Below are 24,728 nucleotides of genomic sequence, written 5' to 3'. Positions count from 1 at the left end.
ACCGCCGCAGCTTCTGGCGGCGCCGTCCTTGCCTTCACTTACGGCGCTGGCATGACTGCTGCGTCGCACGTGAGCAGACGTCAGCAGTAGCCGCCGCTGTGGGGCGGCCGTCATGGGCCGCCCCTAGGCCATGGACGTTCAAGACAGCTCCAGAACCTGCCCGTAGTCCCGCGATGGCGAAGGACCGTCGCGACTGCTCCTCGAGCTCGGCTGCCGTAAAACACGGACTATGGCGCGCTCCTTGGATCCCATGGAACTACGTCTCGTTCATCGGCAGCACGCGCAGGGCCATCACCGTACCGTCGGTGCCGAAGGAAACGGGACCCCAGAGCGAGGCTGTGGTGCTGGTCGGGTAGGTGTCGCGCAACTCGTACGCCCGGCTCCGGTACTCCTCGACCTGCCCCTTGATGAGGAGCTCGTACAGTTCCTCGGATATCCCGGAGAAAGCCTCGACACGGATCCGGTTGAGTCGGAAGACTTGATCGGTTCCGACGTACACGGTCGGCCCTATCTTGTGCCGCGCGTCCCGGACGCTGGACGAACCGGCGAACGTCTGCTGCTTGTAGTGCTTGTGGCCCTGCTTCTCGGTCAGGTACTGGGCGATCTCGGTGCCCGCGCCGGCGAAGGCCAGCTGGCCGGCCGCTCCAGTGCGCGCGAGCAACTGGCCATACCAGCCGAGCTCCTTGCGGGGGACGAGGAACCCGTCCTGGATCCGTCCCTGGCCGCCGTCGGCAGGTACCTTCACCGCACCGGCATACGCGAGGTTCCGCTCCGACAGCACTGCGTCCGCGCTCCCTCGCCCTGTGGCCGGCCTCGCGGGCAGCAGTCCTTCGCCTGGTGCCTGCAGAGCGTTGACGGTGATTCCGTCCAGCGCGAGTAGTTCCGTGGACATCAAGAGGCACGGCGTGGTGTTCCACTCGGCAAGGTGGAAGTGCTCGGCGCGCTCGCTGCCCCTGGCCAGCTGCTGGAATGCTGAGCGGTCGGCCTTGGCGGTGCGCTTGGTGGCCTTCTGGTGGTTGCCGTTGACCGTCACTACGAAGACACGAGACCGCCTGCCCGGGCGCCATGCTTCGATGAAGAAGTCGGGCCGCGGCCTGGCGCCCAAGGACGGTCGAGGGCCGGAGCGTGCGAAGCCCGCCAGGAGTATGGCTTCCGCGTCCAGCGTGGAGACCATGTGGTCGGGGAAGCGGTTCCGCACAGTGCGTTCGGCGACCGCGAGTCCGAAAGCCCGCCCCAGTTCCCGTGCCTGCATGGCCCTGTAGGAGAGTTCCGGGCTCTGGCCGTCGTCGGTGAGGGCCAGGTGGCCGCTGGGACCGGCGGCCATGGCCTGGCAATACTTCAGTCCTTGCCAGTGTTCGGCCAGCCCTCTACCGCGTCCATGACGGGCGAGGGTGGTCGCTCGCGCGAAAACGCTCAGCAGATTCCAGGGGGTCGAGACGAGATCCTGCCGGTCGGCGCCTTGTAACGGCCCGAGTTCGGGCTTGCGGGAACTCGGCTCCTTCTCGTCCTGCTTTCGTGCGCGATGTCGATCGATGGAGGTGGCCGCCTTGTCCATGTCCGTAACCAGAGCGGCGGTCGAATTGGTACGCACGGAGATCTCTGTGCTGAGCCGGTCGAGTACCTCTTCCACAGATGCTGACATGGCTCGGCACCGTACGAGCGCAGGTATGGGCGCACGCAAGTGCGCATGGGCGCTTGCGTTGCCTCAGCAGGGCGGGCACACGATCATCGGTCCGCTTGGCAGGTCAAGAGGACGAAGGCACCGTGTCGGTATCTCACTGTCAGCTCAAGCCGTTGGTGACACTGAGCAACCATGCGCGGATGCCGACCGGGCCAATGGAGCGCGCCGCGACGCAGGCGCCGCCAGCACCGAGTCAGCACGCCGCCAACCCCGTGCTGGTTCCGTGCTGACTCCGAGGGCCGGAATCATGGAAAACCGCAGGTCCTAGCCCCGATCGAATGAGTTGTCGTACCAGTCGATTGTTGTTCCTATGAAGCTCGCTGCTACAACTTTCCGCATCTGACGGAGGGTTGGAGCGGGCGCTGCGGGTGCGGTCATATCGGTCACTTCCGGGCGCGGACGAGGGTGCTTTGGGTGCTGCACAGGCTAGGAACTGCTGCAGCGTCGCCCCATGTGGTGTCAACCCATACTTTGATGCCGTCTGGTGGTGCGAAACGCTGTGGAGTTCGCCCGTTGGAACACCTGTCAGCACGCGTTGTCATCTGTGGTGACCTGTACCGTGCTGGTTGGGTGGTTCGTGTGCTGCTGAACTGTTCGGGACAAGGTGCTGCTGTTTGACGAGCGGGAGCCCGTTCGCCGAGGCTGCCGGCCGGAGAAGCCGCCCGTCCGGATGCTGTGGCGAAATTTGCATCGTGCCCGCCGTCCAGCTCGTCACCTGTTCTGCCATCCTGCCTCGAATGCAGAACCCGGCGTACAGCCCGACTCGTCTGCCGCTACCTGCGGCTTTGCCTTGGAAAGGGCCTCTGATCTGGAACGGAGGGCCCTTTCCGGTCTTTCGGGGGCTTGCCGCGTTACGCGGCGGAAAGACCCTCGGAAGTCCCTCGGACAACCCTGAAAGTCCCTGGAGCGGAGGGGCGGGCGATGCCTCTGGGCTGGGCATTCGCGTCAGCCGTCGGACCATGACGTAGGGAGCGGATCGCAGTCCTCGGGGTGGCCTTGGACCGGCGATTACGCGGCCTCGGCGTTGGTGGTCGTGTGGGGCCGTGCGGCCCATTCGGCGCGCGCTGCGGCGAGCCGGGGGTGCATCGCGCGAAGCTCTTCCAGCTGCCCGGCCACCGTCTCGATGAACTCGGCCAGCTGGTCGGGATCCATCGGACGGGTGTACATGTCGGCAGCCACTTCCACCAGAACGTGCGGGACGCGGTAGGCCGGGCTGACTGTTGAGTCCGGACTCACGGCGAGGTGCGCGCAGAGCAGCTGCCAGGACTTGTAGTCCTCGTAGCCCTCGGTGTATTCGGCGTGGGCCACAGTGCCGTACAGCTGGTGGTGGACGTCGGCCGGGTGGCGCGTTCCATCCATGTCGTCGGAGTGATCCACCGTGCACCAGGACGGACACGTGACGGTGTGCCGGGTACCGTACCTGTCGTCGTACGTCCAAGTGCGGCCGGCCGTTGCCGCGGTCTCGATGGTCTGCCCGGACATCAGGCCAGCGAACTGCGTACGTGCTGCCCGGAGCTTCGCCAGGTGCACGCTCATGTCGCTGATCAGTTCGTCTACCCCCCGAGGCTGAGCGTCGGCCAGTCGCCGCCGGCCACGAAGTCCAGTCCGGGCGCTTCGTCGTTGACCTGGGACAGGTGGAACGCCATGATGCCGTCCCTGTGCCGTCCAGCGTACGGGCGGTGGGCGCCCATGGCGGTGAACGGGCCGTGGTGAAAGTGCCCGTTCGGGTCCTCGTGGTCCGCCGGGTCTCCCGTACAGAAAGAGACGCCGTCGGGGCAGGAGATCGCGTCCGAACCATTTGGCGGCTCGCTATTGGTGGAGGCATCCATCGTGTCCGCGAGGGCCTCAAGGGCATCGGCGAACATGCGGAGCTCCTTCGCCTTCGCGCGGGCCTCGATCGCGTCCGTGTCCTTCTCACCCAGCCCTATGACCGGGTCGGAACCCGAGAAGTCCAGCAAACGCGCGTCCAGAAGCTCGTGGTCGTCATTGCCCATGACGACATGCCTGGCTCCGAAGTGGTCGTCGTGGACACCGGTCTCAGTGCACCAGTCCGGGTGGACGGCGCAGAGCTGCCCGTCATTCTTGAGGGCGGTGAAGTCCTTGGTGCTGCTGCTGTCCGTCGTTGATACGGCGATGCTCACGTTCTCGTCCCTTGTCGTAGACGGGTCGGATTCGGATGCCTGGGGCAGGGCGCGGGTGTGATCGCTGGCTTCCTGCCTTCTGTTGCCTGGCTCCTCGTTGCTCAGCCTCGCTCAGCCCGCGCACACGTTCTCCGTCCTAGCAACATCTGTCCTCAGGGCTGCCGTTTGGCGGTAAACTGCGCGCCTTTTGCGGCCCGTTAGGACGACGATGTCTAATCACGAAGTACGGCTGATCACGAGCAGGAGACACGGCGTTCCGCTTTATGAGGAACTTCGCGCAACGGAACGGAGCTGGCTCTGACTGGGAAGAGCCTGCACAGTGCGGCGGACGCACACTAGTTGCCGCGTTTGACGCGTCCTCGGATTGCGAGGGCGGCGAGACCGAGCAGGACGGGTTCGGTGAACCGGGACGTCATCTCGATGTAGTCGCCGGCCGTGGTGAAATACGACGGAGTTGAGGGTCAGTTTGAGGGCCTTCTCGAACCGTTCGCTCGTGTACCGGTCGCCGGTGGGGTTCTTCGGATCCTCTTTGTCGATCGCGAAGGTGACGGTTCCTCCGCCGGCCGGGACCACACCGGTCGCCCGCTGCTTGGGCGAGTTTTGGGGCAGGCCGAAGCCCATCATCAGGACGATGGTCGTCATCATGGCGAGGGCCAGCCAGCCGAGGGCTCGTGAAGCGCGCATGCCGTATCCGGACAGCAGCCAGTACGCCCACAGCAGCCCGCGCTCGCCGTGCAGGGTGTAGGTGCGGTGGTGGCGGCGCATCTCCATCTCGCCGTAGTAGAAGTCGGCGGCGCCGGGTTCGTTCTTGCCGTCCTCGAGGGCCTTGCGAAGTTGGCGGTAGAGGGCGGCGACGGTCTCCGGGGTGGGGGTGAGGCCGGGGTCGTGGTGGTGAGGGCTGGTACGCCAGTGCCGGGGCGAGGCCGGCGGGGCCGACTGGACGGAGGATTGCGCACGCCAGTGGTGTTCCTCCGCCAGGGTGCGACGTCGTGTCCACCAGTGAGGCCCTAGGAAGCGACGGTGGAGACCCGTCGGGGTGGAGGCGAAAGTGCAGCGGCCCTCCAACCGTAGCTGGTCCAAGTGGAAGGCCCCGGAGAACACGCAGTCGCTCAGGTCTACGTCGGTGAGGACCAGGTGGGCGGCGTCCAGTCCCTGCACCGACGTCACCGCAACCGTGGGCGGAAGGTCGGCGAGTGGGCTGTCGTCCGGCTCGACGGAGCTGGGGTCGGCGATGACCGCCAGCGGGGCGTTCAGTACCGCGCTGGTGAGATCGACGGTCGCATAGCGCACTCGCAGGGTTGCCGTCTGCTCCCACTGCGTGCGGGCACAGGTCAGGCTGCGTGCGACGACGCGGAGTGTGAACGGGACGGTGAACAGGGCCGTGGACAGGTCCACCCAGCCCCCGCAGACCAGAGGCCCCAGATCGGGGATGCCGGGGAATTGGGCGTTCGCGAACGAGACTCCCGTGCCGATGTGAGCCCCATGAAACCACGCGCGACCGTTGAACTGCGCTCCCTGGAACAGCGCGTCCTCGGCGAATCGTGTTCTGTCGAACCTCGCGCCACCGTCGAACCGAGCCGCCATGGACCGGGCACGGCCTGCGAACTTCGCTTCCACGAAGGCGGCCTCGCCGACGACTTCGACTTCGTCGAACTGAGCCTCTCCGCCGAACTGCGTGCCGACGAACTGAGCCTCACGGCCGCAGCGCACAGCACGAAAGATGGCGTCTCCGCCGAAGCGCGTGCCGTTGAATCCCGCATCCTCGGCGAATCGGGTCGCGAGGAACGAGGAGTCCCTGAACTGCGCCAACTCAAAGTGCGCGGCATCCTCGAACTGTGCTTGGAAGAACCAGCCACCGTCGTTGAAACTCGCCGCGATGAACGCGGTGTAGCCGCCGAATCGCACCCCGTTGAAGCGGGCCGCACCACGGAACTGGGTGCCCTCGAAGCGGGCGTCACTGCTGAACTCCGTGCCGTCGAAGTCTGCTGTCCCGTCGAACTGCGCCGTCTCGAAGTGCGCGTCGCCGATGCTGACCCTGTCGGTGTCGGGATCGCGCAGGGCGTCGAGGAGTTCTCCGAGAAGGGCGTCGCTGAAGGGAGTTCCCCGGTGATCGATGTCCGAGCCGGGCCCGAGAGTTGTGAAGTAGGCGGATCGCTCGGCGTCCGTGACATGGGCAAGGCAGGCATCGTGACTGGGGATTCGAACCCCGGGGCAACCTTCTGGGGCCGTCGCGGGGTCCGCGCCCTGCCCGCACTGTGCCCAGGGTTCCTCGGGGGTGACAGTCATCGCAGCTTTCTTTCGATGCACCTGAAAGGTGCCCAGACTGTCTCACCAGACCCGCGGCACGTGCGCAGCAGAGGGGTACGCAACGGGGGCGGGGATGATCGGAGCCAGTCGCCATGCGTACCGGCCGCTGCCACGATGATCTCATGCGCTCCCTCCGGCGTCGCCGCCCAGCTTGGTCGCGGGTTCGCACTTGGTGAGCGAAGGGGCGAATGGGGTGCCTGTCAGTGTGACCTGAGAGCATGAGGGAGTGGCAGGTTATGTGTTCGGCTTTCATGTCCCTCGGGTGTGCAGGGTGCGGGGTGAGCGTGCCGCCGCTGCAGATCTGATCGTGCAGCCCGGCGAAGCGTTCCGAGCGGACGACGACGTGGTCATGGATGCAGGGGGATTCCGTCACGGAGCCTTGGCGCTTCCCTCTGTAGTCGCGGCGGCAGGGGCCATGGTTGTGTTGGGAGAACCGGGCGCTGGCAAGACCTCAGTGTTGAAGCAGCTCACCCAGGAAGTGCCCCGTATCTTCGATACCTGGAGTGGAGACTCCAGCGCGTGCCTTTGGGTGACGGGTGGGGACCTTACCGAGCACTCCTATCAAGAGGAGCTTGGACGCCATCTCGTCTCCCTGCCTTCGGAAGGAGACGCTGCAGAGGGTGGCGGAGTGCTGACGATAGTCCTGGACCAGGCTGACGAGAGCCCACTTCTGCCGTATCTGTCGAGGTGGTTGAGGAGGTCGCTGAACGGCCGGGATACCAGCAGGGTTCGTTTTCTCATGGCCTGCCGCACGGCCGACTATCCAGCGGCGCTGACGCCTGTGCTGTCCGAGGCTTTCGGTGCGTCCCGATGCGTAGATCTGGCTCCGCTGAGCCGGGCGGAAGCTGTGACGCTGGCTGACAGCGCCGACGTGCCGGGAGAAGAGCTGGTGGCGGCGGCGGAGGCGGCCGGCGCCGCTGTGCTGGCCGGCGTACCGCTGACCTTGGAACTGTTGGTCCTGACCTATCGTTCCGACGGTCAGCTGCACGGGCTGCCAGAAGAGTTGTTCGCCCGCGGTGTGGAGCGTCTTGCTGAAGACCCCGATCGTCACCGACTCAAAAAAGGCTTGATCACCACGGCCGTGCAGCGCATAACGGTGGCGGGACGCATCGCCGCGTGGATGCTGTTGTCCGGCCACCGGACCGTATGGCGCGGCGCCACGTTCGAGGCCGGCACTTACGATCTGCCGGGCGACGTATTGGCGGGTGGAACGGAGCGGACCGCCGCTGGTCCGTTCGAGGTCACGCTTCAAGTGGTCGAGGAATGCCTAACCACCGCGATGTTCACAGCGCCGGACGACGACAGGGTGGCGTTCCGACACTCCTCCGTTGCGGCCTACCTCGCTGCCCGGTACCTGACCGATCGGAAGACCACGCCACGGCAGCTGGAGAATCTCTTCCTGATCAGCGCACCGGGCGGAGAGACGGCGACCATCCCAGCACCCCTGCGGGAGACTGCGGCCTGGCTGGTGGCCATGAACCCCTCCGCCAGCGGCTGGCTGGCAACCGCCGATCCCGAAAGTCTGGCGGTGCACAGCGCACTCGTGCGTTCCGACGAGGTCCGCCGGATGACCGTGAGTCGGCTGCTGGAACGTGCGGCGCAGGTCGAACTGGGCGACACGAGATGGCAGCTCTCTCACTGGGATCTGCGCCATCCTGAGCTCGCTGACCAGCTCGCCGACGTGCTGGAGACCAACCCTGGCGAAGGCGCGGCAAGCTGGCAGTCCACGGCGCGATTGCGCCTGGCCATCCAACTTGCGCAGGAGGCCGGCACCCCTCATACCAGGTTGGCCGATGCGCTGCTGAGGCTGGTGAAAAACGACGCGTGGCATCAGACGGAGCGTCGCCTGGCGGCGCGCGCTGCTTTCACCTGTGACTCAGGTCGTGCTGTGCCTGTCCTCGCCGGTGTTCTGGACTCGCTATCCGATCTCGCCTACGCCGAGCGCGTGGATCCCGACCACGAGCTCCGAGGCACCCTGCTGAGCCTGCTGTGGCCGCGCCATCTGGACATAGCGACGGTGCTGGCCGCCCTTCGCCCTCCGTCCCCCGACCTGTACGGCAACTATGCCCACTTCTTGAGGAACATGCCCAGGCAGTGCAGGGAGGAGGATCTGCAGGCTCTTCTCGCTTGGGCGCATTCAGTGGTCCTCCGGCCGGACAGTGACTTTGTCTTCTCTCAGGACCGCTTCGAGATCTCGCTGATCAACGGGGTGATCGACCGCGCGCTCGAGAGTTCAGAAGTGGATCGGCACGCGCATACCGTGGCGAAGATCATCCTGCGTCTTCTCCGCGACCACCACAAGGTGCAGCTGCCGGATTGCCTGCAACTCGACGAGCACGGGCAGGAGACCTCAGTGACTCAGTCACATCGCAGGCTTCTGACTCGAGCGCTCGTGAGGGAGGCCGTCCAGACGAAGCTCGATCCGCGCGTAGCGGCCTGCCAGATCGCGTACGACTGGGAACGGCGCCCATCGCTGCGGCTCGACGCATCCTCGGCGCCCGAGCCAGCGATCCGTCATCAGCTAGTCGATCGGAAGGACTTCCCGTGGATCCTGCAGCAGACCGTCGACGCGGCGGCGTCTGGCGATGAGGCGCACATCCAGGTCTACGGCGAGCTGGCCTCCTGCACATTCCCTTCGGACGACCCCCATGCGTTCGAGCTGGCCTATGACGACAAGCACCCGGCCTGGCCGTATCTGCGTTCCCTCTACGCGCCGATAGCTATCGACAGTCCGCTCGCTCGGGCGTTGCGCCGCAACCACAGCACTGGGAATAGGCGTTGGCCGGAAGCAGCGGAGTTCATGGCCGAGCAGGTGCGGCTCCTCGCTGAGGCCAGGAAGGGGGACAATGCCAGTTTGTGGCAGTTCCTGTGGGGTCTGCGCGTGGACCCGCGGACAGGGAGGCTGATGCAGGATGTGTCGGGCGCCGTCTCAACCTGGCCTGGTGCCTTAGCACTCGGCGACGATCTGTCGGACCTGCCTGAGCTCGCTCTCCGATTTCTCACCATCGAACATGACCGCGCGGATTCCTGGCTCCCGCACTCCAGTCGCAATAAGTGCTCGTGGGCCGGGTATGCCCTCCTGACTGAGCTCCATCGAACCGACCGCCTGCTCGAACTGCCCGCGTCGGAGTGGGGCTCGTGGACTGCCGCGATTCTCACCGAGTACTTGGGCCTTGGGACGAGCTACACAGAACCCGTCCGGGTGGACCTGCTGCGCCTGGCGGCCCGGTACGCCCCTAGTTCCTTGGCCCACCGCCTCACACAAGTGGTCCGAGCGGAACTCACGGAGGCCCGACAGCCCATCGAGCTCAACCCGGTCGACCCGCGCTGGGCTGCGGAACTGCGTATGTCCATGGAGCACCTCGCCACTGAACTTTCCGCCTGCCTCGGGCTGGGTCCGAAAGCGGCGGCCAAGGCCGAGGCAGGATCGCCAGCAAGCGAAGACCACCCCATGCTCCTGCCCGATAGTGATGAGGCACGCGCGGCTGCCCTGCGGACCTGGCAGAGCATCCTGGTCGCGCTCCTCACCACCGACAGCAGGATCGTGCACGCCGTCATAGACAGCAGTCTCGACAGCCTCCCGGGAACTCCGGTTGCCGCACAAGCTGCTGTCCTTGCCGCCCAGGCTCTGCTGACCGCGGACGCCGAGGTGCACTGGCCGCGTGTCAAGACCTTCACGGCAACCGACCGCGATCTCGGCCGTAGGCTGGCGGAGGCATGCGCCAGGACCGGAACGGAGCGAATCCAAAGCTCCCTCAGTGAGGCCCGCGTTGCTGATTTGTACCTATGGCTCGTCGGTTTGTATGACCCCGAGGAGGACCAGCCTCTTCGTGGTGCACGCTGGATCAGCGATGATGAGCAAGCCCGAGAATGGAGAGATCGCCTACTCCCTGAGCTGAGCCGGCGAGCCACGGCGGAGGCAGTTCATCAACTACGCCAACTTGCCCGCGTGTATCCCGATCGACTTTCTATCGCCGCAGCACTTGTCGCGGCGATCAAGCAGCATGCCGCTGTGAGCTGGAGCCAAGTGCGAACAGAGGACGTGATACGGCTCCTGCAGGACCCAGCGCGGCGCGTCATCCGCACCAGTACAGATCTCTTGGACCTGGCGCAAGAAGCCCTAGAGGATATGAGCCAGGAGCTTCCCTCGCACTGCGAATTGCTGTGGGACCGTACCCCGGGCAAGAGTCCTCGAAAGCCGTCCGCAGACAACCCGGTCATCCCTGATGTCTGGCGCCCCAAACCCGAAGCAGCCCTATGCGCCTACCTCACACACGAGCTGACCTTGAGACTGGCTGGTCATCGCGTCGCAGTCAACCGGGAAGTGCTGATCCACCCCACCGATCCATACGGCGCAGGTGACCGCACTGACCTTCTCGTCGAGGCGTTGCCCGCACCAGGTGACAACCTGAATATCGCTTCAAGCGGGTCCGTAAAACTGGTCATCGAGGTCAAGGGTGCCTGGAACGACGAAGTGCCGACGGCGCAAGAGGAGCAGTTGGCGCGTCGGTATCTTCCCGAAGCCGGAACCGATGCAGGCATCTACATCGTTGGCTGGTATCCGATCGAACTTTGGAATGCCACGGGAGACGGCCGCAAGACCCAGGCGAAGAAGCTCCAGCCTGACACTCTCTTGAACGATCTGCGAGACCAAGCGACGAGCCTCTCCCAGGCGGGCCCATTTCACGTACGACCCATGGTGATCAACGTTCCGCGACCAAACAGGCAGTAGGCGTGGTCGGCAGGGCTCCCGTAACAGCGGCTGGGGAGCGGTCGAAGCCGCAGGCAGGGTAGGAGTTTCGGCACCTCTGGTGCATCCGGGCTGCGCTCACGTAAGCGCGCTGCACAGTGAGCCACGGGTGAGCGATCCCGCCTTCCCCTGTCCACCGTCGCGCGGACCCCTCGAGGTACGACATCGGATAACCCGGATTGCCGGAACCAGTGGCAACGGCGTGAACGTCCTTGCTATATCTGCGGAAAGGCTGGCCAGGAGAAAGGCGGGACGGCGTGACACGGCCGTGGAAGATCGTGCTGATCGTGGTCGGAGTGGCCTGCATCGCGGCGACACCGATGGTGTGGTTGCTGAGCGGCGCGGGGACCGGGGAGCTGGTCGGGGCGTCGTTGCAGGTCGGTACCGGGGTCGCAGCGCTGGCGTGGGCGTGGTTGCAGCCCCGGCAGGCGGACTCGGCCACGGATACCGGCCGGGCGAATGCGTCCGGTGGTGGGTCAGCGCACACCGGGATCCGCAGGCCCGGTGGGGCGGGCACGGGATCGGCGCGGGTGGATCGGACTGGTGACGCGGCGTCTGACGGGTCCGGCAGTAGTGCCGGTACCGGGATCGACTACAGCTGATCTCGGGAGCGGCTTGATGGAGGACGAGAACGAGTCCGGCGACGCACGACCGGGCGCCGAGGTGCGGGACAGCGGCGACGCCCGCGCGACGGACGGCGGCACCGCGATCACTGGAGTCAGCGCGGCGACGGCGGCCGGCGCGCCCGGCTCCGTCTCGGTCAAGGCGACGGGGGCGGCGTACGCCTCACACGGTGGGGTGGCAATCAGTGGGTACGTGGCGGGCGACGTCCGTGTGACGCTGCCGTCCCTACAGTCCCGCTCGGTGCAGGACTCCGTCCTGCCCGGCGAACGGCGCCCGCGCCTGTTCGGGCGCGAGGCGGAGATCTCCGCCGGCCTCGACGTGCTGCGGCGCGCGGACGGCGGCCGGGCGGCGGTTGTGGTGACCGGGGCTCCCGGCATCGGGAAGAGCGACGTCGCCCTGCGCATGTCCCGGCTGGCCGCGGAGCGGTACCCGGACGGCCAGTTCCACATCAATCTCGCGCTGTCGACCGGCCCCACGGACCTCGTGTCATCAATACTCCACGTGCTCTTTCCGCCCGAGCCTCCTCTGCCGGACCGCCGTGACCAGCAGCTGGCGCTGCTACGGACGACGCTTGCCGACAAGCGGGTCCTGCTGCTTGTCGACGACATCGTCTCGGAGGAGTCACTCCTTGAGATCCTCTCCGTCGACGGCCCGTTCGCGCTGGTGGGGACCAGCCGCGTCAAGCTCAGCGGGCTCAGCGGCCTGGTCCACCTCATCGACCTCGGTCCACTGCCGACCGCGCCCGGCGAGGAGCTCGTACGATCGGTCGCCGGCCCAGGCCGGCTGACCGGCGAGCAGACGACCGCTCTGTCCGAGGCGTGCGCCGGTCACCCGCTCGCCCTTCACATCGCCGCGGCGCACCTGGCACGCCGGCCCCGCGTGAACGCCGACCGCTACCTGTCCGAGATCACCAACCCCGACCGCAGCGTCAAGGCCCTCGTCGCCGGCCAGACCGCGCTGCAGCCTGTCTTCCAGCAGAGCTTCGACGCGCTCGAACCCGACCAGGCACAGGTCTTCTCCGCGCTCGGCGTCCTGCCACACATGTCGTTCACCATCGATGTCGTCGCAGCGGCCATTACACAGCCTCCCCTGGACGAGGTCGACGACGACAACCTCACGGACACGGCCGCGCTCCTCGACTCGCTGGTCGAGCTCAGCCTCATCGAGCAGCTCGACGACGACCGATTCGTGATGCACGAAATCCAGCACCGCTTCGCCCGGCTGACGTCCGCGCCGTGGTCGGGGACGCAACGGGCGGATGTCATTCGTCACGCCTGTCTCGTCACAGCCGTACGCGTGCGGTCGTCTACCGACGCGATCGGTTTCCTGGACGAGGAGGCGACGGTCCCCGCCGAGAGCAGTATCGAGGCGCTGCAGTCGCTGAACGCGGACCGTCCCGGCGCAGTCGCCCTCGTCGAGACGGCCCGGCAGTACGAGGCATGGGACCACCTACTGCTTCTCGCCTTCGCGCTTACCGAGCACCTGCGGGTTGCCAGCCACTGGAAGGAACTGGACCGCGTCTACCAGTGCGTACAGGAAGCCGGGGAGCTGGCCGGACACGTCAACTGGACGGCCACCGCGCTGTACAACCGGGCTGTGGTTGCCGGGCACCTCGGCGAGAGCCAGGATGCGGCAGATCTGTACCACCGTTGTGCTGAAACGGCACGCGCTGCCAACGATGCCGAGCATCTGTTCATGGCGCAGCTCGGCCTGGGGACGCTGCTGATCAACCTGGGCCGGCCCCGCGACGCCATCGAGTACCTGCGAAGCGGACTGCACTACTGGCGGACCGTCAGGCATCATCAGGCTCTCGTGCTTGCCCTGGGAAACCTGGGCCAGGCGTACCTGGCAGTCGGCCAGACCCGCCGGGCGGAGAACTACCTGCGCAACAGCCGGGACCTAAGTCGGCGCAGCGGCTTCGGCGAGATGCTCGCTACCCGGTCGATCGGCAAGTTGCTGCGCGCCACGGGCCGCGAGGCGGAGGCGGCGGAGGAGTCCGTCCGTGACATCGGACGGGCACGGGCCATCGGCAGCCGGGAGTGGGAGGCACAGGCGCTGATGGACCTCGCGGCGGTCCCGGCCAGCGCCCGGCCGGAGTCGGCACCGGCTGAGCCGCTCGAGGCCGCCCTGGCCCTCCATCAGGAGACAGGTGACGTGCAGGGCCAGATCCGTGCGTTGTTCCGGCTCGGTGACGCTGCCGCGCAGCGCGCTGACCTGGACCTGGCTGCGACCTACCTCGCGCAGTGCGCAGAGCTGGCCGTCGGGGTCGGCGATCACCAGCATGCGGCCCGCTCCCTGACCTATCTCGCCTCATACAGCGGCGGCATCGGGCACCACGACACGGCGGAGTCGCATTTCAAGGTCGCGTCGGAGATGGCCCAAGAGTCCGGCAACCCAGTTCTTCAGGCAGATGTCTTGCAGAAGCGAGCCCAGTTGCTGTGGCACCAGGGGAGGATCGGAGAAGCCGTTCGCCTGCTGGCCGAAGCGGAGCAGTCTCTCGCCGCTACTGACGAGAGTCGGGCACTCGCCCAGGTGCGGGCGGCCCTTGGCGAAGCCCTGGTCGTCGCAGGGCAGTGGCAGGATGGTGCTCGCATGCTGCGGTCCGTGGTCTCCGACTTCAGCGACGCCGCCTCCCCCAGCACCCGGGCCCGGGCGACGCGTGCCCTGGCCGTCCTCCACTCACGACGTGGCCAGCACACCGAAGCCCTGTCGGCGATCACCAGGGCACTCAACGACTGCGAGCGGCACGACGACGCCGACGGCGTCCTGCACAGCCGGATGGCACTGGGCAACATCCACGCACGGGCCGGGCGGTGGGGCGAAGCAGCCGACCAGTACGAACAGAGTGCGCGAGCTGCTGCCGACCACAAAGATCTCCATGTCCTCCTCTCCGCCCGCGCGATGGCCGCGACGTGCATGATGCATACCGGCGACCGGGACGACGCCGTCGCCCTGATGACCAAGAACATCCCGCTCGCCGAGAGGCTCGGCATGGACTCCGTACTGACGTCCCTGCACACCAACCTGGGCGCCTGCCACGCCAAGGCCGGCGACCACCCCGCCGCGGCCGCGTCCTTCCGCACGGCCCTGCAGATCAGCGAACGTCTAGACGATGGTGCCCTGCGCGCCACTTGCCTGTTCAACCTGGCCCGCGCCGAGAAGACCCTCCATGCGCCGGAGGCCGCGCGTTCCCGTGCCCGGCAGGCCTTCGCGCTCCACCAGGCGCTCGGCAACTGGCCGGAGGCCGGTGAGACCCTGGTTTTCCTGGGGGCACTCCACCAAGAGACGGAACCGGACGGCACCGCGCCCAGCCCCGTGGAGCTCGTGGGCGGCGGCGCGGTCGACCTGCGCGTGCTCGAATCACTCCGCGCTCGCGCCCTGCGGGACAGTGTCGACGACGCCGTGGTGCCGTCGTCCGACCTGCCCCGGCTGCGCAGCGTGCGGATCTCCGACACCGTGCAGCAGGCGCTGGCTGCATTCGATCTGGAGTCGCTCACGCTTCGTTTCGCCACCTCACGGCAGTACTGCACTATGTGCAATCTGATCATCGACGACTCCGGCCAGGCCGAACTCCTTTACCTCCGCCACCCGGACGTCCACCACCCGATGCTCCGGCTGGCACACTCCGACTGCCACCTCTCCGACGTGATCGAACTCACTGGCCCGGCCCCTGAGCCCTCCCCAGATCGCTTCGACGCCGAATGCATCCTCTTCGGCGGCAACCGCGCCGGAATCGTCCTCGACTGCCACGGTGGCTGGGGAGCGATCAACGGCAGCCGCCGCATCGAGGACGTCACCCTCCGGCTCTTCCTAGAGTCGGGCTTCACCAACTTGCGCACCCTGTACACCGATAACGGCGGCGAGCCCCTTGACCTTGGCGACCTGCCGTCCGTCCCCGGCCGGGACCTTCAGGCCCGCCTGGTCGACAACAAACTCACCCTTAGTGGCCCCCACGGCGACCTCCTGCCGGGGCTGCCGCTCAACTTCTTGCCTCACTGGTACGAGCGGGCCCACCATGGCTCACTGATCGTCATTGTCGGCCGGAATCTTCCGGGGATGGTGGCGGACGACCCGACGTACCTTGAGCGCGCCATCCTCCTCGGGCAGGCTGTTGGCGCAGCCGTGCCGTTCGCGGTGGTGCGGCCACGTAGGAATGCACCGTGTCCGTGCATGATGCGGCGAGGGCGAAAGTTCAAGCACTGCTGCAGTGGGAGGGCGGTGTCGGCGGACGGGAGGTGATGTGACCGCCCGTCGATGACTAACCTTGTTGGCCGTTGCGATCGGCGGCTGCGCGAATCTGGTGCGGACGTTCGCAGTGACCAGATCCCTCCTTGTCCCGCACGCGCTGGCTGTCCCGCAGCGGCCGCTCCGACAGCGGGACCGCCCGCGCCAGATCACGCACCGACAGTGGGCGTAGGTAAGTTTGTTGGGCGAGGACAACGTGTAGCGATGGTCCTCGCCCAGGACTTTCTCGAACACTCCTAGGGCTCGACGGATGTTTGCCCAGCCGAAGACGACAGTCCTTGGTGTCTGCGGTGCATGCAACGCTCTACACGAGGCGCCTGGCCTTCCCGGGGCCAGCCTATTCGTTGACGATTCCGGTGACGGCGCTGGAACCGGGTCCGGCGGCATCCGCGTTTCCGGTGTGCGCGACCTTGGACGGGCCGGGACGGCTACTGCTGACGTTCCGGATTCCGGTGATCGCGGAGCTGCCGCCGCGGGCCGTCGCGTTGCCGGTATCGATGGCCGTGTCGCCGACGGAGGCGGTGAGGGACTCAAGGAGCGCGTGCAACTCTGCTGCCGCACTGGAGTGTTCGGCCCCTTCGAGGCGGTCCAGCAGGGCCTCGAATCGGCCGGCCCACAGCCCTTCCTGCCGCGCCCGCTCCGCACCGGTGTCGCCTGACGGCGGGGGTGTCAGGGCTTGCGCGGTGCGTTCGAGCCGCACGAACTCCGCATTCACGCGCTCGGCGTCACCGCGGCCGACCAACTCCGCGACTTGACGCTGCGTCACGGGCCAGAACGCGGTACCCACGGCGCGGACCACTGCCCGTCCGGCTTCTGTTGCCAATGCCGTGAGCTCTTCAAGCTGCATGTTCGCTCCCAATCGCGGCCGCCGCCACAAGTCAACCTCTCATGACTCGCCCGTGTGCACGTTAGGAATTGTGAGAGTTTTCCGCGGAGACCGCGGCGAGGAGCGCGTGCTGCATCTTCGAACGGCCCCGCGGGTCCACGGTCTGACTCATTCGCTGATCGCCCAGAGCACCGGAGCCAGCGCCCCTTGGCGTCGTTACTCCCGCCTTGGACGCCGAAGCGGGGTGGCCGGTGGCGTGACCACAGGAAGGTGATTGACGCGATCGCCTCCAAGTTCCGAACCTGGAACGCAGTGGGTCCACCCGCCGGAGAAGTACGGCACGTACCAGCATCGCGCTCATATCCGCCGCCTCGACGACGACCGGCGGAGCCACACCGTGGAGCGTGTAGGCCGGTGCCTTTCGCAACGTTGTGTAACCGCGCTCAAACGCCGCTGAGCTCGTTGGAGCGCGCCGTGCAGCTGCTCTGCCAGCACTGAGTCAGCACGCCACCAACTCCTGCTGGTTCCGTGCTGACTTCGAGGGCCAGAATCAGGAAACCCGCAGGTCCTAGCTCCGATCGAATGAGTTGTCGTACCAGTCGATAGTTGTTCCGATGAAGCTCGCTGCTACAACTTTCCGCATCTGGCGGAGGGTTGGAGCGGCCGCTGCGGGTGCGGTCATATCGGTCACTTCCGGGCGGGGACGAGGGTGCTTTGGGTGCTGCACAGGCTAGGAACTGCTGCAGCGTCGCCCCATGTGGTGTGAACCCATACTTTGGTGCTGTCTGGTGGTGCAGGACGCTGTGGAGTTCGCTTGGTCGGCGCACTTGTCGGCACCGATTATCACCTGTAGTAACCCGTACCGTGCTAGTTTGACGGGTGCTCGACGCTGGCCTGCTGCATAGTCGCGCTCACTCCTAGACGTCCTGAGGCGAACTTTGTTCAGGCTGTGCGGGTCCGAACCACCCCGGCGGGGATCTGGTTGTCGGCAGGTGTCGGCGACGCGTGAATCGTGACCCAGTTCCGACGCCTGAGTTCCTCGCTACCGGACCACTTTTCAGCCGTCGTCCACCGGCAGGCCCGGTCCTCCCCGTGCGAGCGGCTGTCGTGAGCGGTTGAACTCCTTCGGCGGGAGGCGGGTTGAAGCGTGCTGACCTGCGGCAATGGTTGGAATCTCCCGCTGCCGGAGCGAGTTGGTCCGGATCTTGGTGTTATCCGACGGTCTTCCATGTCTATACCTGGCACTCTGAACTGCGCCCTTAGCTTCGAGTACGGGCTCTTGTGTCTCTTTGGGATGCACAAGACGGTTCCGGACTCGTGGGGCGACCTCCGCCCTCTCGGTGCCCGACTGCTCTTCTTCAGTCCGCTTCCAGCCGCATGACGACATCTCGGGTGACGATCGGTGCGGATGCCCGCTCGGACAGGATGTCCAGCAGATCGGGACGGAACACGATGGCGCAGCCGGTCGTCCGTGGCCAGGGCAGGCGGTAGGCACTCCGCTCGTATTCGGTGCGCCAGCAGATGACCCGCAGGGCCGGACCTCGGTCGTCCTCCAGTGTCAGTGGGGCTCCGGGCTTCAGACGTAGTGCGGTCCGGAGCCACGGGGTGGGTGCCAGCGCGAAGCCGGGTAGTCCCAGGCCTTGGGCGGCGTCTGCGGCGGCGGTGATGGCGCGGTCGAGGCCAAGGAGCGGAATCCCCGGCGGGACGTCTGCGGCGGAGCGCTGCCCCGGCGGACGGGTCCACTCCTCGATGTCTCCGTCCGAGAAAGGGATGGCGTCCCTGTCCTGGTTCCCGTAATCCGTCACTTCGGGGCCTGAGAAGCTCACGACGGTCAGGCCGGTTTTCCGGGTGTGTGGTGACAGGAACTTGCGTTCCTCCACTGAAGCGAGGATGCGCCAGCCCGGGAGCGTCTGTCCGGTGAGGGCGGCGGCTTGCGACAGTGGCCGTGTGGAGATGGTCTCGGTGACTGTTCCGGTCAGCGGAGTGTCCTGGCTGGCCGGGTCGTCCGGGCCGGGTGGCAGAGGAAGGTCGGGGCGAGGCCAGCGCGCCTCTTCGAAGGCCAGCGGAATGCGGGGGTCGTCTGTCAGTACGGTGGCCAGCTGATCCTCCCAAGCTGCCGGATCGCTTACGCCCAAGCCTTGCGAGAGCCTATGCGCGCGGCTACCCGCTGCCACCGTTTGGATCGCCTCTTCGATGGTCTCCTCGATGGCGAGGTAGGCGTCCGGCAGCTCGCCCTCGTCGGCGCTGAGGTAGGCACGGGACTGGGCCTTGATCCTCTCGATGGTGTGCTCAGCGTCAACCTCGCGGCGAACCCTGGCGAGTACCGCTCGGATCAGCCCGGGCTGCAGTTGCTCGGCTTCGTTCAGCCGCGCGCCAGCCACCTCTGCCACCATCCCCGTCACCACGCGGTCTCTCGGGCTGTCTCCCTGTGCGGCGGAGGTCCACAGGCGGCTCGGCGGGTTCAGCCCGGCCGGGTCCGACGCTCCCATGGGCACGCTGGCCGCATCGGTGAGCAGCCGGCGGGCGAGGGCGCGGACGGTGAGCAGCGGTCCTCGGGCCAGCATCTCGAGCGCCTCCTGGCAGTGGTCCACCACAGATTGGGCTTGCGGCCCCTGTTCCTGGAGGAGACACAACAGCCACATCAGGGTCGCCGGATCGGAGAGTTGCTCCAGTGCGAGGGCCATAGCGGGTGCCGTGGCTTCGGGGCGCAGTGTGACCAGAGATCGCGTCGCAACCATCGCTCGGCGTTTGCCTTCCCGGTCCGCGTGTGCGACTGCGGCCAGTGCAGCGGTCGCGAAGGCGTGGTCGAGATCGCCGGGTGCGGGGGTTCCGTTGTCGTTGTCCGGGGCGCGGTAGGGGTGCTGGGGGTCGTCGCTGTCGTGGACGCGTGGTGCTCTGCTCTCGATGACCGTTGCGGCTTCGTCCCAGAGGGCGAAGGCCAGGTCGAGGGAATCGTTCGGGGGCAGGCCGAGGGCTTGCTGGGCGAAGGCGAAGATCAGTGCCTGGGTGATGCCGTGGGTCCCGTACCGACCGGCGCTCACCACTGCTTCGGCCTCTTCGGTGATGACACGGTGGGTGAGGGTGCGATCGAGTTGCGCGGCCGTACGAAGGGCGTCGACGGCTGTCTCGCCTCCGAAGTTCAGCCATCCGCCTTGTCCGCGGGTGCGTACCCAGGTCAGTGCGTAGGCTTCGGCAGCGAGCGCGTCATGGCCATTCTGGCGGAGCTTGTCCGCGAGTCGGCGCAGCAGGAGGGGACCGTCCCGGAAGTCGAAGGGGCCGGCGATGGCACGCAGGACTTGTGCGGCCTCGTCGGTCTGTCCTCGGGTGACGAGCTTGAGTAGGCCATCGCCGACGAGGTCACTCATCTGTTCGAGGGTGTGTTGTGGTGCGCTGGCCTCGTACGGGCTCAGGTGCCATGCGCGCAGTATCCGGATCAGGCCGACCGGTTCGGAGGGCGCGGGCGACGGGGTGGCAGGTGAGGTCGGGGCCGTGGCCTGCTGCGCGGAGGTGGGGGCGCTGTGGCGAGGCTGAGATTCGTCGGTGACCGGTGGTTCGGGCAGGGGGGTGAGCTGTGGGGCGCCGATGCGTTCGGCGACGGCGTTGAGTTCCGCGACCAGCTGTGCGTCGGTCGGCCTGGTCTGGTCGCTGGAGGAGTCGCGGTTCGCTTGCCTCTCGTCGGCCCTGCTCAGTGCGATGCGCAGCAGTTGTGGAACGCCGTCGGGCGTGGAGGGGCCGATTGTCCGGGCGAGTCGATCCAGAAGTGCGGCGTCGGCTTGGAGGAGCGGAGTGTCCAGGGTGATGCGCAGGGCGGTTGCAACGACCGGGTCCGCGGTGTCATTCCACGCGCGCCAGAGGTCTTCTCGGGCCCCATGGAGAGTGATGTTCGGACCGTTGCAGTCGCTGAGCAGCCCGGTGGCTGCGAGATCGGCGAGGGCCGCAGGGTCCGCCCGGGCCAGGACGTTCCACCACCGCGGGCGGGCGGCGTTGGTCTCCTTGCCGTCAGTGTGAAGGACAAGGCGTTCGCACAGTGGCTGGATGCGTGCCACCCGCGCCCGTCCCCGGGCCGGGTCCGCGGTGACCAGGGTGGGCAGCGGATCCAGGACCTCGTAGACGGTGATGTCCTTGCGCCAGCCGTAGGCCACCAGGAAGCGGCAGGCCGCCAGCCAGTGTTCCTCTGCCTCGCCAAGGTCGTCGGCGGTGAGGGCGAGGCGCGCGTGGATGAGGAGGTAACGGGCGAGGTCGCTGTAGAAGCGTCCGCCGGCCTGCTGGAGGAACTCGTTGCGGACGGCTTCGTCGACGCCGTCCCGCCGCGCTGGCGTGGTGTGCTGGACGGCGATCGTCAGGAGCGTGTCGGCTGGCAGTGGTCCGCCCATCTCGCCGCGCAGGCTGACGCTGATTTCCCGGCTGACGTGGATGAGGGTCTTCCACGCGTGAGGCCAGTCCTGGTCGGACACGAGGGTGACCGCCCGGCGTACCGACTCTTCGATGAGCGGATGGATCGGGTAGAGGTCGCACGCACGCGGGCTGCCGGTGAACCGGCTGAGGTCTGCGGTTAGAAGCCCGAGGGCTTCGATCACCAGGCCAGACCGGGTGGGTGCCTCGGCGACTTCCGCGCGGGCGAGGGCGATCGCGAACCGCAGCCAACAGGGGTACCAGCCGGGCCCCTGGACGAGAGCCGGTACCGCGTCCAGGGCGATGGGGTCGCTCTGTGCCGTGATCGCCAGGGCATCAAGCCACCTGGCCACGGCCACGGGGCTCCACCGGACCTGTTCGTTCTGTACGTCGCGGGTGAGGGCGAACAGGGCGTCGCGGGCGGTCGATGTCTCGTCTGCCGCAAGGCCTTCTGCGAGATCGGCGGCGGCGACCCCCAGCGCGAGCAGCCGGTGCGCCGTTCCCGACGGGTATCCCAGGTCGGCAGCCTTCTGCGACCAGTCTGCGGCGCTGCCCACCTCTCCGTGCACCGCGCCTGCGCCGATCTGCTCGGCGAGTGCGAGGCATACCGGCCCGCCCGCGGTAAGGCGCGGCACCAGGTCGGTGACGGCCTCGATTCCGACGGTGTCGAGGAGCGTCTTCACGACGGTGTCGGCCGCTGCCTGGTCACCTTGTTCGTCGAGCCACTCGGCGATGCGGTCCAGCGACACCGGCCGGTCGAGCCCGTCCTCGCGCGGCTCCACACCTGTCCCCAGATCGGTCGCAGACAGGCGCAGCCGGCCCCGCAGGTATGCAAGTTCGACGGCCCGGTCGGACTCCGTCCCGTAGGAGGTGTTGTCCGATTCGGCCTCGTGGTCGTGTGCCGTCATGTACGCGTGCCAGGGTGCCACGGCGCCTGCCGCGTCGAGGACGGCGCACATCTGCAGACCTGCCCGGGCGGGCATGACGGTCCGCCCGTCGTGCAGGAGCCGGTCCGCCAGCGTCTGAGCCCCCATCAAGGCGATCGGCACGTCGGCGAATTCCACCAGGACCGAGTCGAAGCGCTCGAACTCGTACGTCTGCGCGGCCCTGGCGAGTTCGACGCAGCGCGCGACGACAGGCCAGTTCGCCGTCCTGGCGGCGCAGCGCAGGCCGGTGGCCAGGTTGTCCCTGATCGCCGAGGCCGGGTGGGCGGTGGAGACGGCTCGGGTGACGAAGTCCCGCCCGATGTGGTCGAGCACCTCTGTGTCGCGCCCCGCCTCGGCGAGGATCTGCAGGAGGCGACGGAAGGCCCTCGGGTCGTCAAACAGTCCCTTCCCGGTCAGCCAGGTGGCGATCAGCGCCAGCGTCGATTCCAGGGCCCCGGGATCGTTGTCGTAGCCCAAGCGCAGGTAGCGGGCGAACGACTCATGGTAAACGCGAATTTCGCCGGGTCCGGCCGTCCCGGAGAGCACCGGGGCCAGCACCTTCACCGCGCCATCGATCCTGTGCGCCCGGTCAGGGATGATCTGCCCGAGCTCCTCGCGGGTAACGGACATGCCGAGCAGGGCGATGATGTCCGCGACGACATCGGCTTCCGCGCCGAGCGTGTCGTAGAGGTGGGCGTAGTAGCCCTCCAACGATCCCTGGTAAGCAGGGAGCGCCCGCACCACTACCGCGGCCTTCGTGATCGTCTCCGGCCGCAGAGTGACCTCGCGGCAGAGGTACGTCGCGTACAGGGCGTTGCCGCCCGAGCGTTCCTGCAACGCGTCCAAGAAGTCGGTCACGTCGCGGTCGTCGTTCAGGAGCGCCTCCGTGCGATCGTTGTCCGCCGCCGGGACGAGTCCGAGCCGCTCCGCTACGGCGCGGCACTCTTGCGCGGTCAGTGGCGGCACGGCGAGGGAAGCCGCCCCGGCGTCCTGGAGGGGGACGAGGTGGGTTCCGGGCTGGCTGAGGACGAGGAGGACGCTGCCGGGCGGAAGGGGCAGAGAGCCGAGGACCGCGGCGAGGGCAAGGGACGGATCAGCTCTCCTGGTCCGTCCTCCTTGTACGCGGGTGACGTGGTCCAGTCCGTCCACGACGAGCGCCACGCGCCGGGTGGGGTCCTTGCGCAGAGCGGTGTCCACCGCCGTGGTCAGCGCTTGCGCATCGGCGGCGAAACGCGGGCGCTGCTCCTGGACGAGGTCGGGTTCCGCCTCGGCCAGCCGGCCCAGCAGGCTGCCGAAGACCGTTTCGGTGACCACCCGGGTCAGCTGATCGCCGTCGGCATCGCCGAGGTAGCAGTAGTGCTCGGCAACCAGCCATCCATCACGGGTGAGTTGGTCGACCAACTGCTGGCACGCCCAAGACTTGCCTTGTCCCGGTGGGCCCGTGACTAGCAGGACTCCCCCCTCGGCCGCCGCTGTCCCGACCGCCTCCGCCAGGACGCCGACCGTGGCGGGCCTGGCCACTTCCAGTGCGCGGTCGACAGGGTTCGCGCGCACGACGGCGCCGAGGTCGCTGCGCAACTGGGCCTGGCGCAGTAGCTCGCGGGGTGTCACCTCGACGCCGCGCTGCCGGGCGGAGCGAATCGTGCGAATCAGCGCCTCGGCGACGTCCACCGGTGAGCGTCCCTCGTTGGGGTAGATCCCCGCGCCGAGCTCGCCGCGTACCCGCTGGAGGAGAAGCTGTTCGGCCGGCCCTGGCCGCAGGAGGTCCGTCGTCATGGCCGGTGCGCCGACTTCCACCACCAGGTGCTCGCACAGCCATTCCAGGTCCTGCTTGGACACGGCCTTGTCACCGCTGGTCAGGAACCCTAAGACGTTACCCGCCTTGCGTCGGCCCCGCGCGGGCAGGTCGAAACCTCGCCAGAGGGCTTCCGCGTCGAACCGCAGGAGTGTGGTGTTCATCCCCGGCAGGAACGGCGCGTCGGAGGAGCGGGCGGGCACCATCACCGTGTTGAGTGCGTCGTCGCCCGGAGGTGCATTGCGCATCACGATGCGCAGCCGGTGGGCAGTGGCGCCCGCACCCGGTCCGTCCCTGTCGGCGACGGCAGCCGCCACAAGGCGGTCCAACCTCAGTCCGCGGTCGTCGGTCGTGAACGTCGTGTAGGCGAGGGGGTCTTCCTCGTCCGAGTGCTTAAACTGGGTCCGTTCACGGGATCCGTCCGCGTTGATCACCGTGAGGTCGTCGAAGCGGTCGTCCGTCACCAGCTTCTCGTCGACAAGGACCCTGGCGATCCCGCCGAGCAGCAGGTCGACGACGCGGCCTGCCTCCATCAGGTCCTGGTACTCGTACCCGCGGTGCGCGGCAGTTAGATCACTCATGTCGGTAGTATTTTCCACCGCCAAGCACCCTGCTGGCGCGGAAGTGACCAAACCGAGTCGAAGGCTCCCGATCAGGTCCACCGGCTTTGTCATCGCGACTGAGGACTGCGGCGCTGCCGTAACTCCGAGAGCCCACCGCTGTGTGACTACGCCCTTCACCCAACGTCGTCCGCACTTCTTCGCATGCTTCGTCCCGTCGAGGGCGACGCGACGTAGCGCCCCAGCTGGTCCGTGGCTGGTCCGGGACGGGCACAGATTCATGGTGAATGGGTCCGGAAATAACGCTGAGCGGTCACGCATAGTGGCTGCATCCTGTGGGTGCCTTGAAGAGTAAAGCCCCATCCAGGCACTGAACTTGAGGCTCTAACTGGCTGTTCTCTATCCGTTCGCATGGTCGGCCCGATTCGAACGGAGTGCTGGATCGGGTGAGTTGGCCGGTGCGGAGGCATGACAGAAGGGC

The 24,728-nt window shown here is 67.2% G+C and carries 8 protein-coding genes and 1 pseudogene; 2 read left to right on the top strand and 7 right to left on the bottom strand.

Annotated features, from left to right (window positions below):
• Nucleotides 1-256 precede the first annotated feature (256 nt).
• From OO68_RS36085 to OO68_RS47980, 5 genes and pseudogenes are all read right to left on the bottom strand, one after another.
• Entirely contained in the window at nucleotides 257-1,555 is a 1,299-nt protein-coding gene (locus OO68_RS36085) for a hypothetical protein (protein ID WP_157852795.1), read from the bottom strand.
• Nucleotides 1,556-2,689: 1,134 nt separating this feature from the next.
• Complete coding sequence (locus OO68_RS36080) at nucleotides 2,690-3,217, bottom strand: DUF6907 domain-containing protein (RefSeq protein WP_033313595.1); 528 nt, start codon at nucleotides 3,215-3,217, stop codon at nucleotides 2,690-2,692.
• A 17-nt stretch (nucleotides 3,218-3,234) separates the two neighbouring features.
• Nucleotides 3,235-3,822 carry a hypothetical protein gene (locus tag OO68_RS36075; RefSeq protein ID WP_033313594.1) on the bottom strand — a complete coding sequence of 196 codons (588 nt, stop codon included), beginning with the start codon at nucleotides 3,820-3,822 and terminating at the stop codon, nucleotides 3,235-3,237.
• 261 nt (nucleotides 3,823-4,083) lie between these two features.
• Complete coding sequence (locus tag OO68_RS45845) at nucleotides 4,084-5,727, bottom strand: pentapeptide repeat-containing protein (protein ID WP_245237349.1); 1,644 nt, start codon at nucleotides 5,725-5,727, stop codon at nucleotides 4,084-4,086.
• Between the two features lie 33 nt (nucleotides 5,728-5,760).
• Nucleotides 5,761-6,108, bottom strand: a pseudogene (locus tag OO68_RS47980) (pentapeptide repeat-containing protein); the annotation flags it as partial.
• Nucleotides 6,109-6,355: 247 nt separating this feature from the next.
• Between OO68_RS47980 and OO68_RS36065 the strand changes: the two are divergent.
• Both OO68_RS36065 and OO68_RS36055 read left to right on the top strand, forming a co-directional pair.
• A complete protein-coding gene (locus OO68_RS36065; protein WP_157852794.1) occupies nucleotides 6,356-10,861 on the top strand; it encodes a hypothetical protein in 4,506 nt (1,501 codons plus the stop codon).
• 636 nt (nucleotides 10,862-11,497) lie between these two features.
• A complete protein-coding gene (locus OO68_RS36055; RefSeq protein ID WP_033313589.1) occupies nucleotides 11,498-15,742 on the top strand; it encodes a tetratricopeptide repeat protein in 4,245 nt (1,414 codons plus the stop codon).
• 343 nt (nucleotides 15,743-16,085) lie between these two features.
• On the opposite strand, the gene OO68_RS36050 is transcribed toward OO68_RS36055, so the two are convergent.
• Together OO68_RS36050 and OO68_RS36045 are read right to left on the bottom strand one after the other, a co-directional pair.
• Entirely contained in the window at nucleotides 16,086-16,595 is a 510-nt protein-coding gene (locus tag OO68_RS36050) for a hypothetical protein (RefSeq protein ID WP_245237302.1), read from the bottom strand.
• Nucleotides 16,596-17,932: 1,337 nt separating this feature from the next.
• Nucleotides 17,933-24,268 (bottom strand): AAA family ATPase, encoded by a 6,336-nt coding sequence (locus tag OO68_RS36045; protein ID WP_167345939.1) that lies wholly within the window; start codon nucleotides 24,266-24,268, stop codon nucleotides 17,933-17,935.
• Nucleotides 24,269-24,728 lie beyond the last annotated feature (460 nt).

This window comes from Streptomyces iakyrus (assembly GCF_000717055.1).
GTDB lineage: Bacteria > Actinomycetota > Actinomycetes > Streptomycetales > Streptomycetaceae > Streptomyces > Streptomyces iakyrus.
This window is presented reverse-complemented; position numbering and strand designations above follow the sequence as displayed.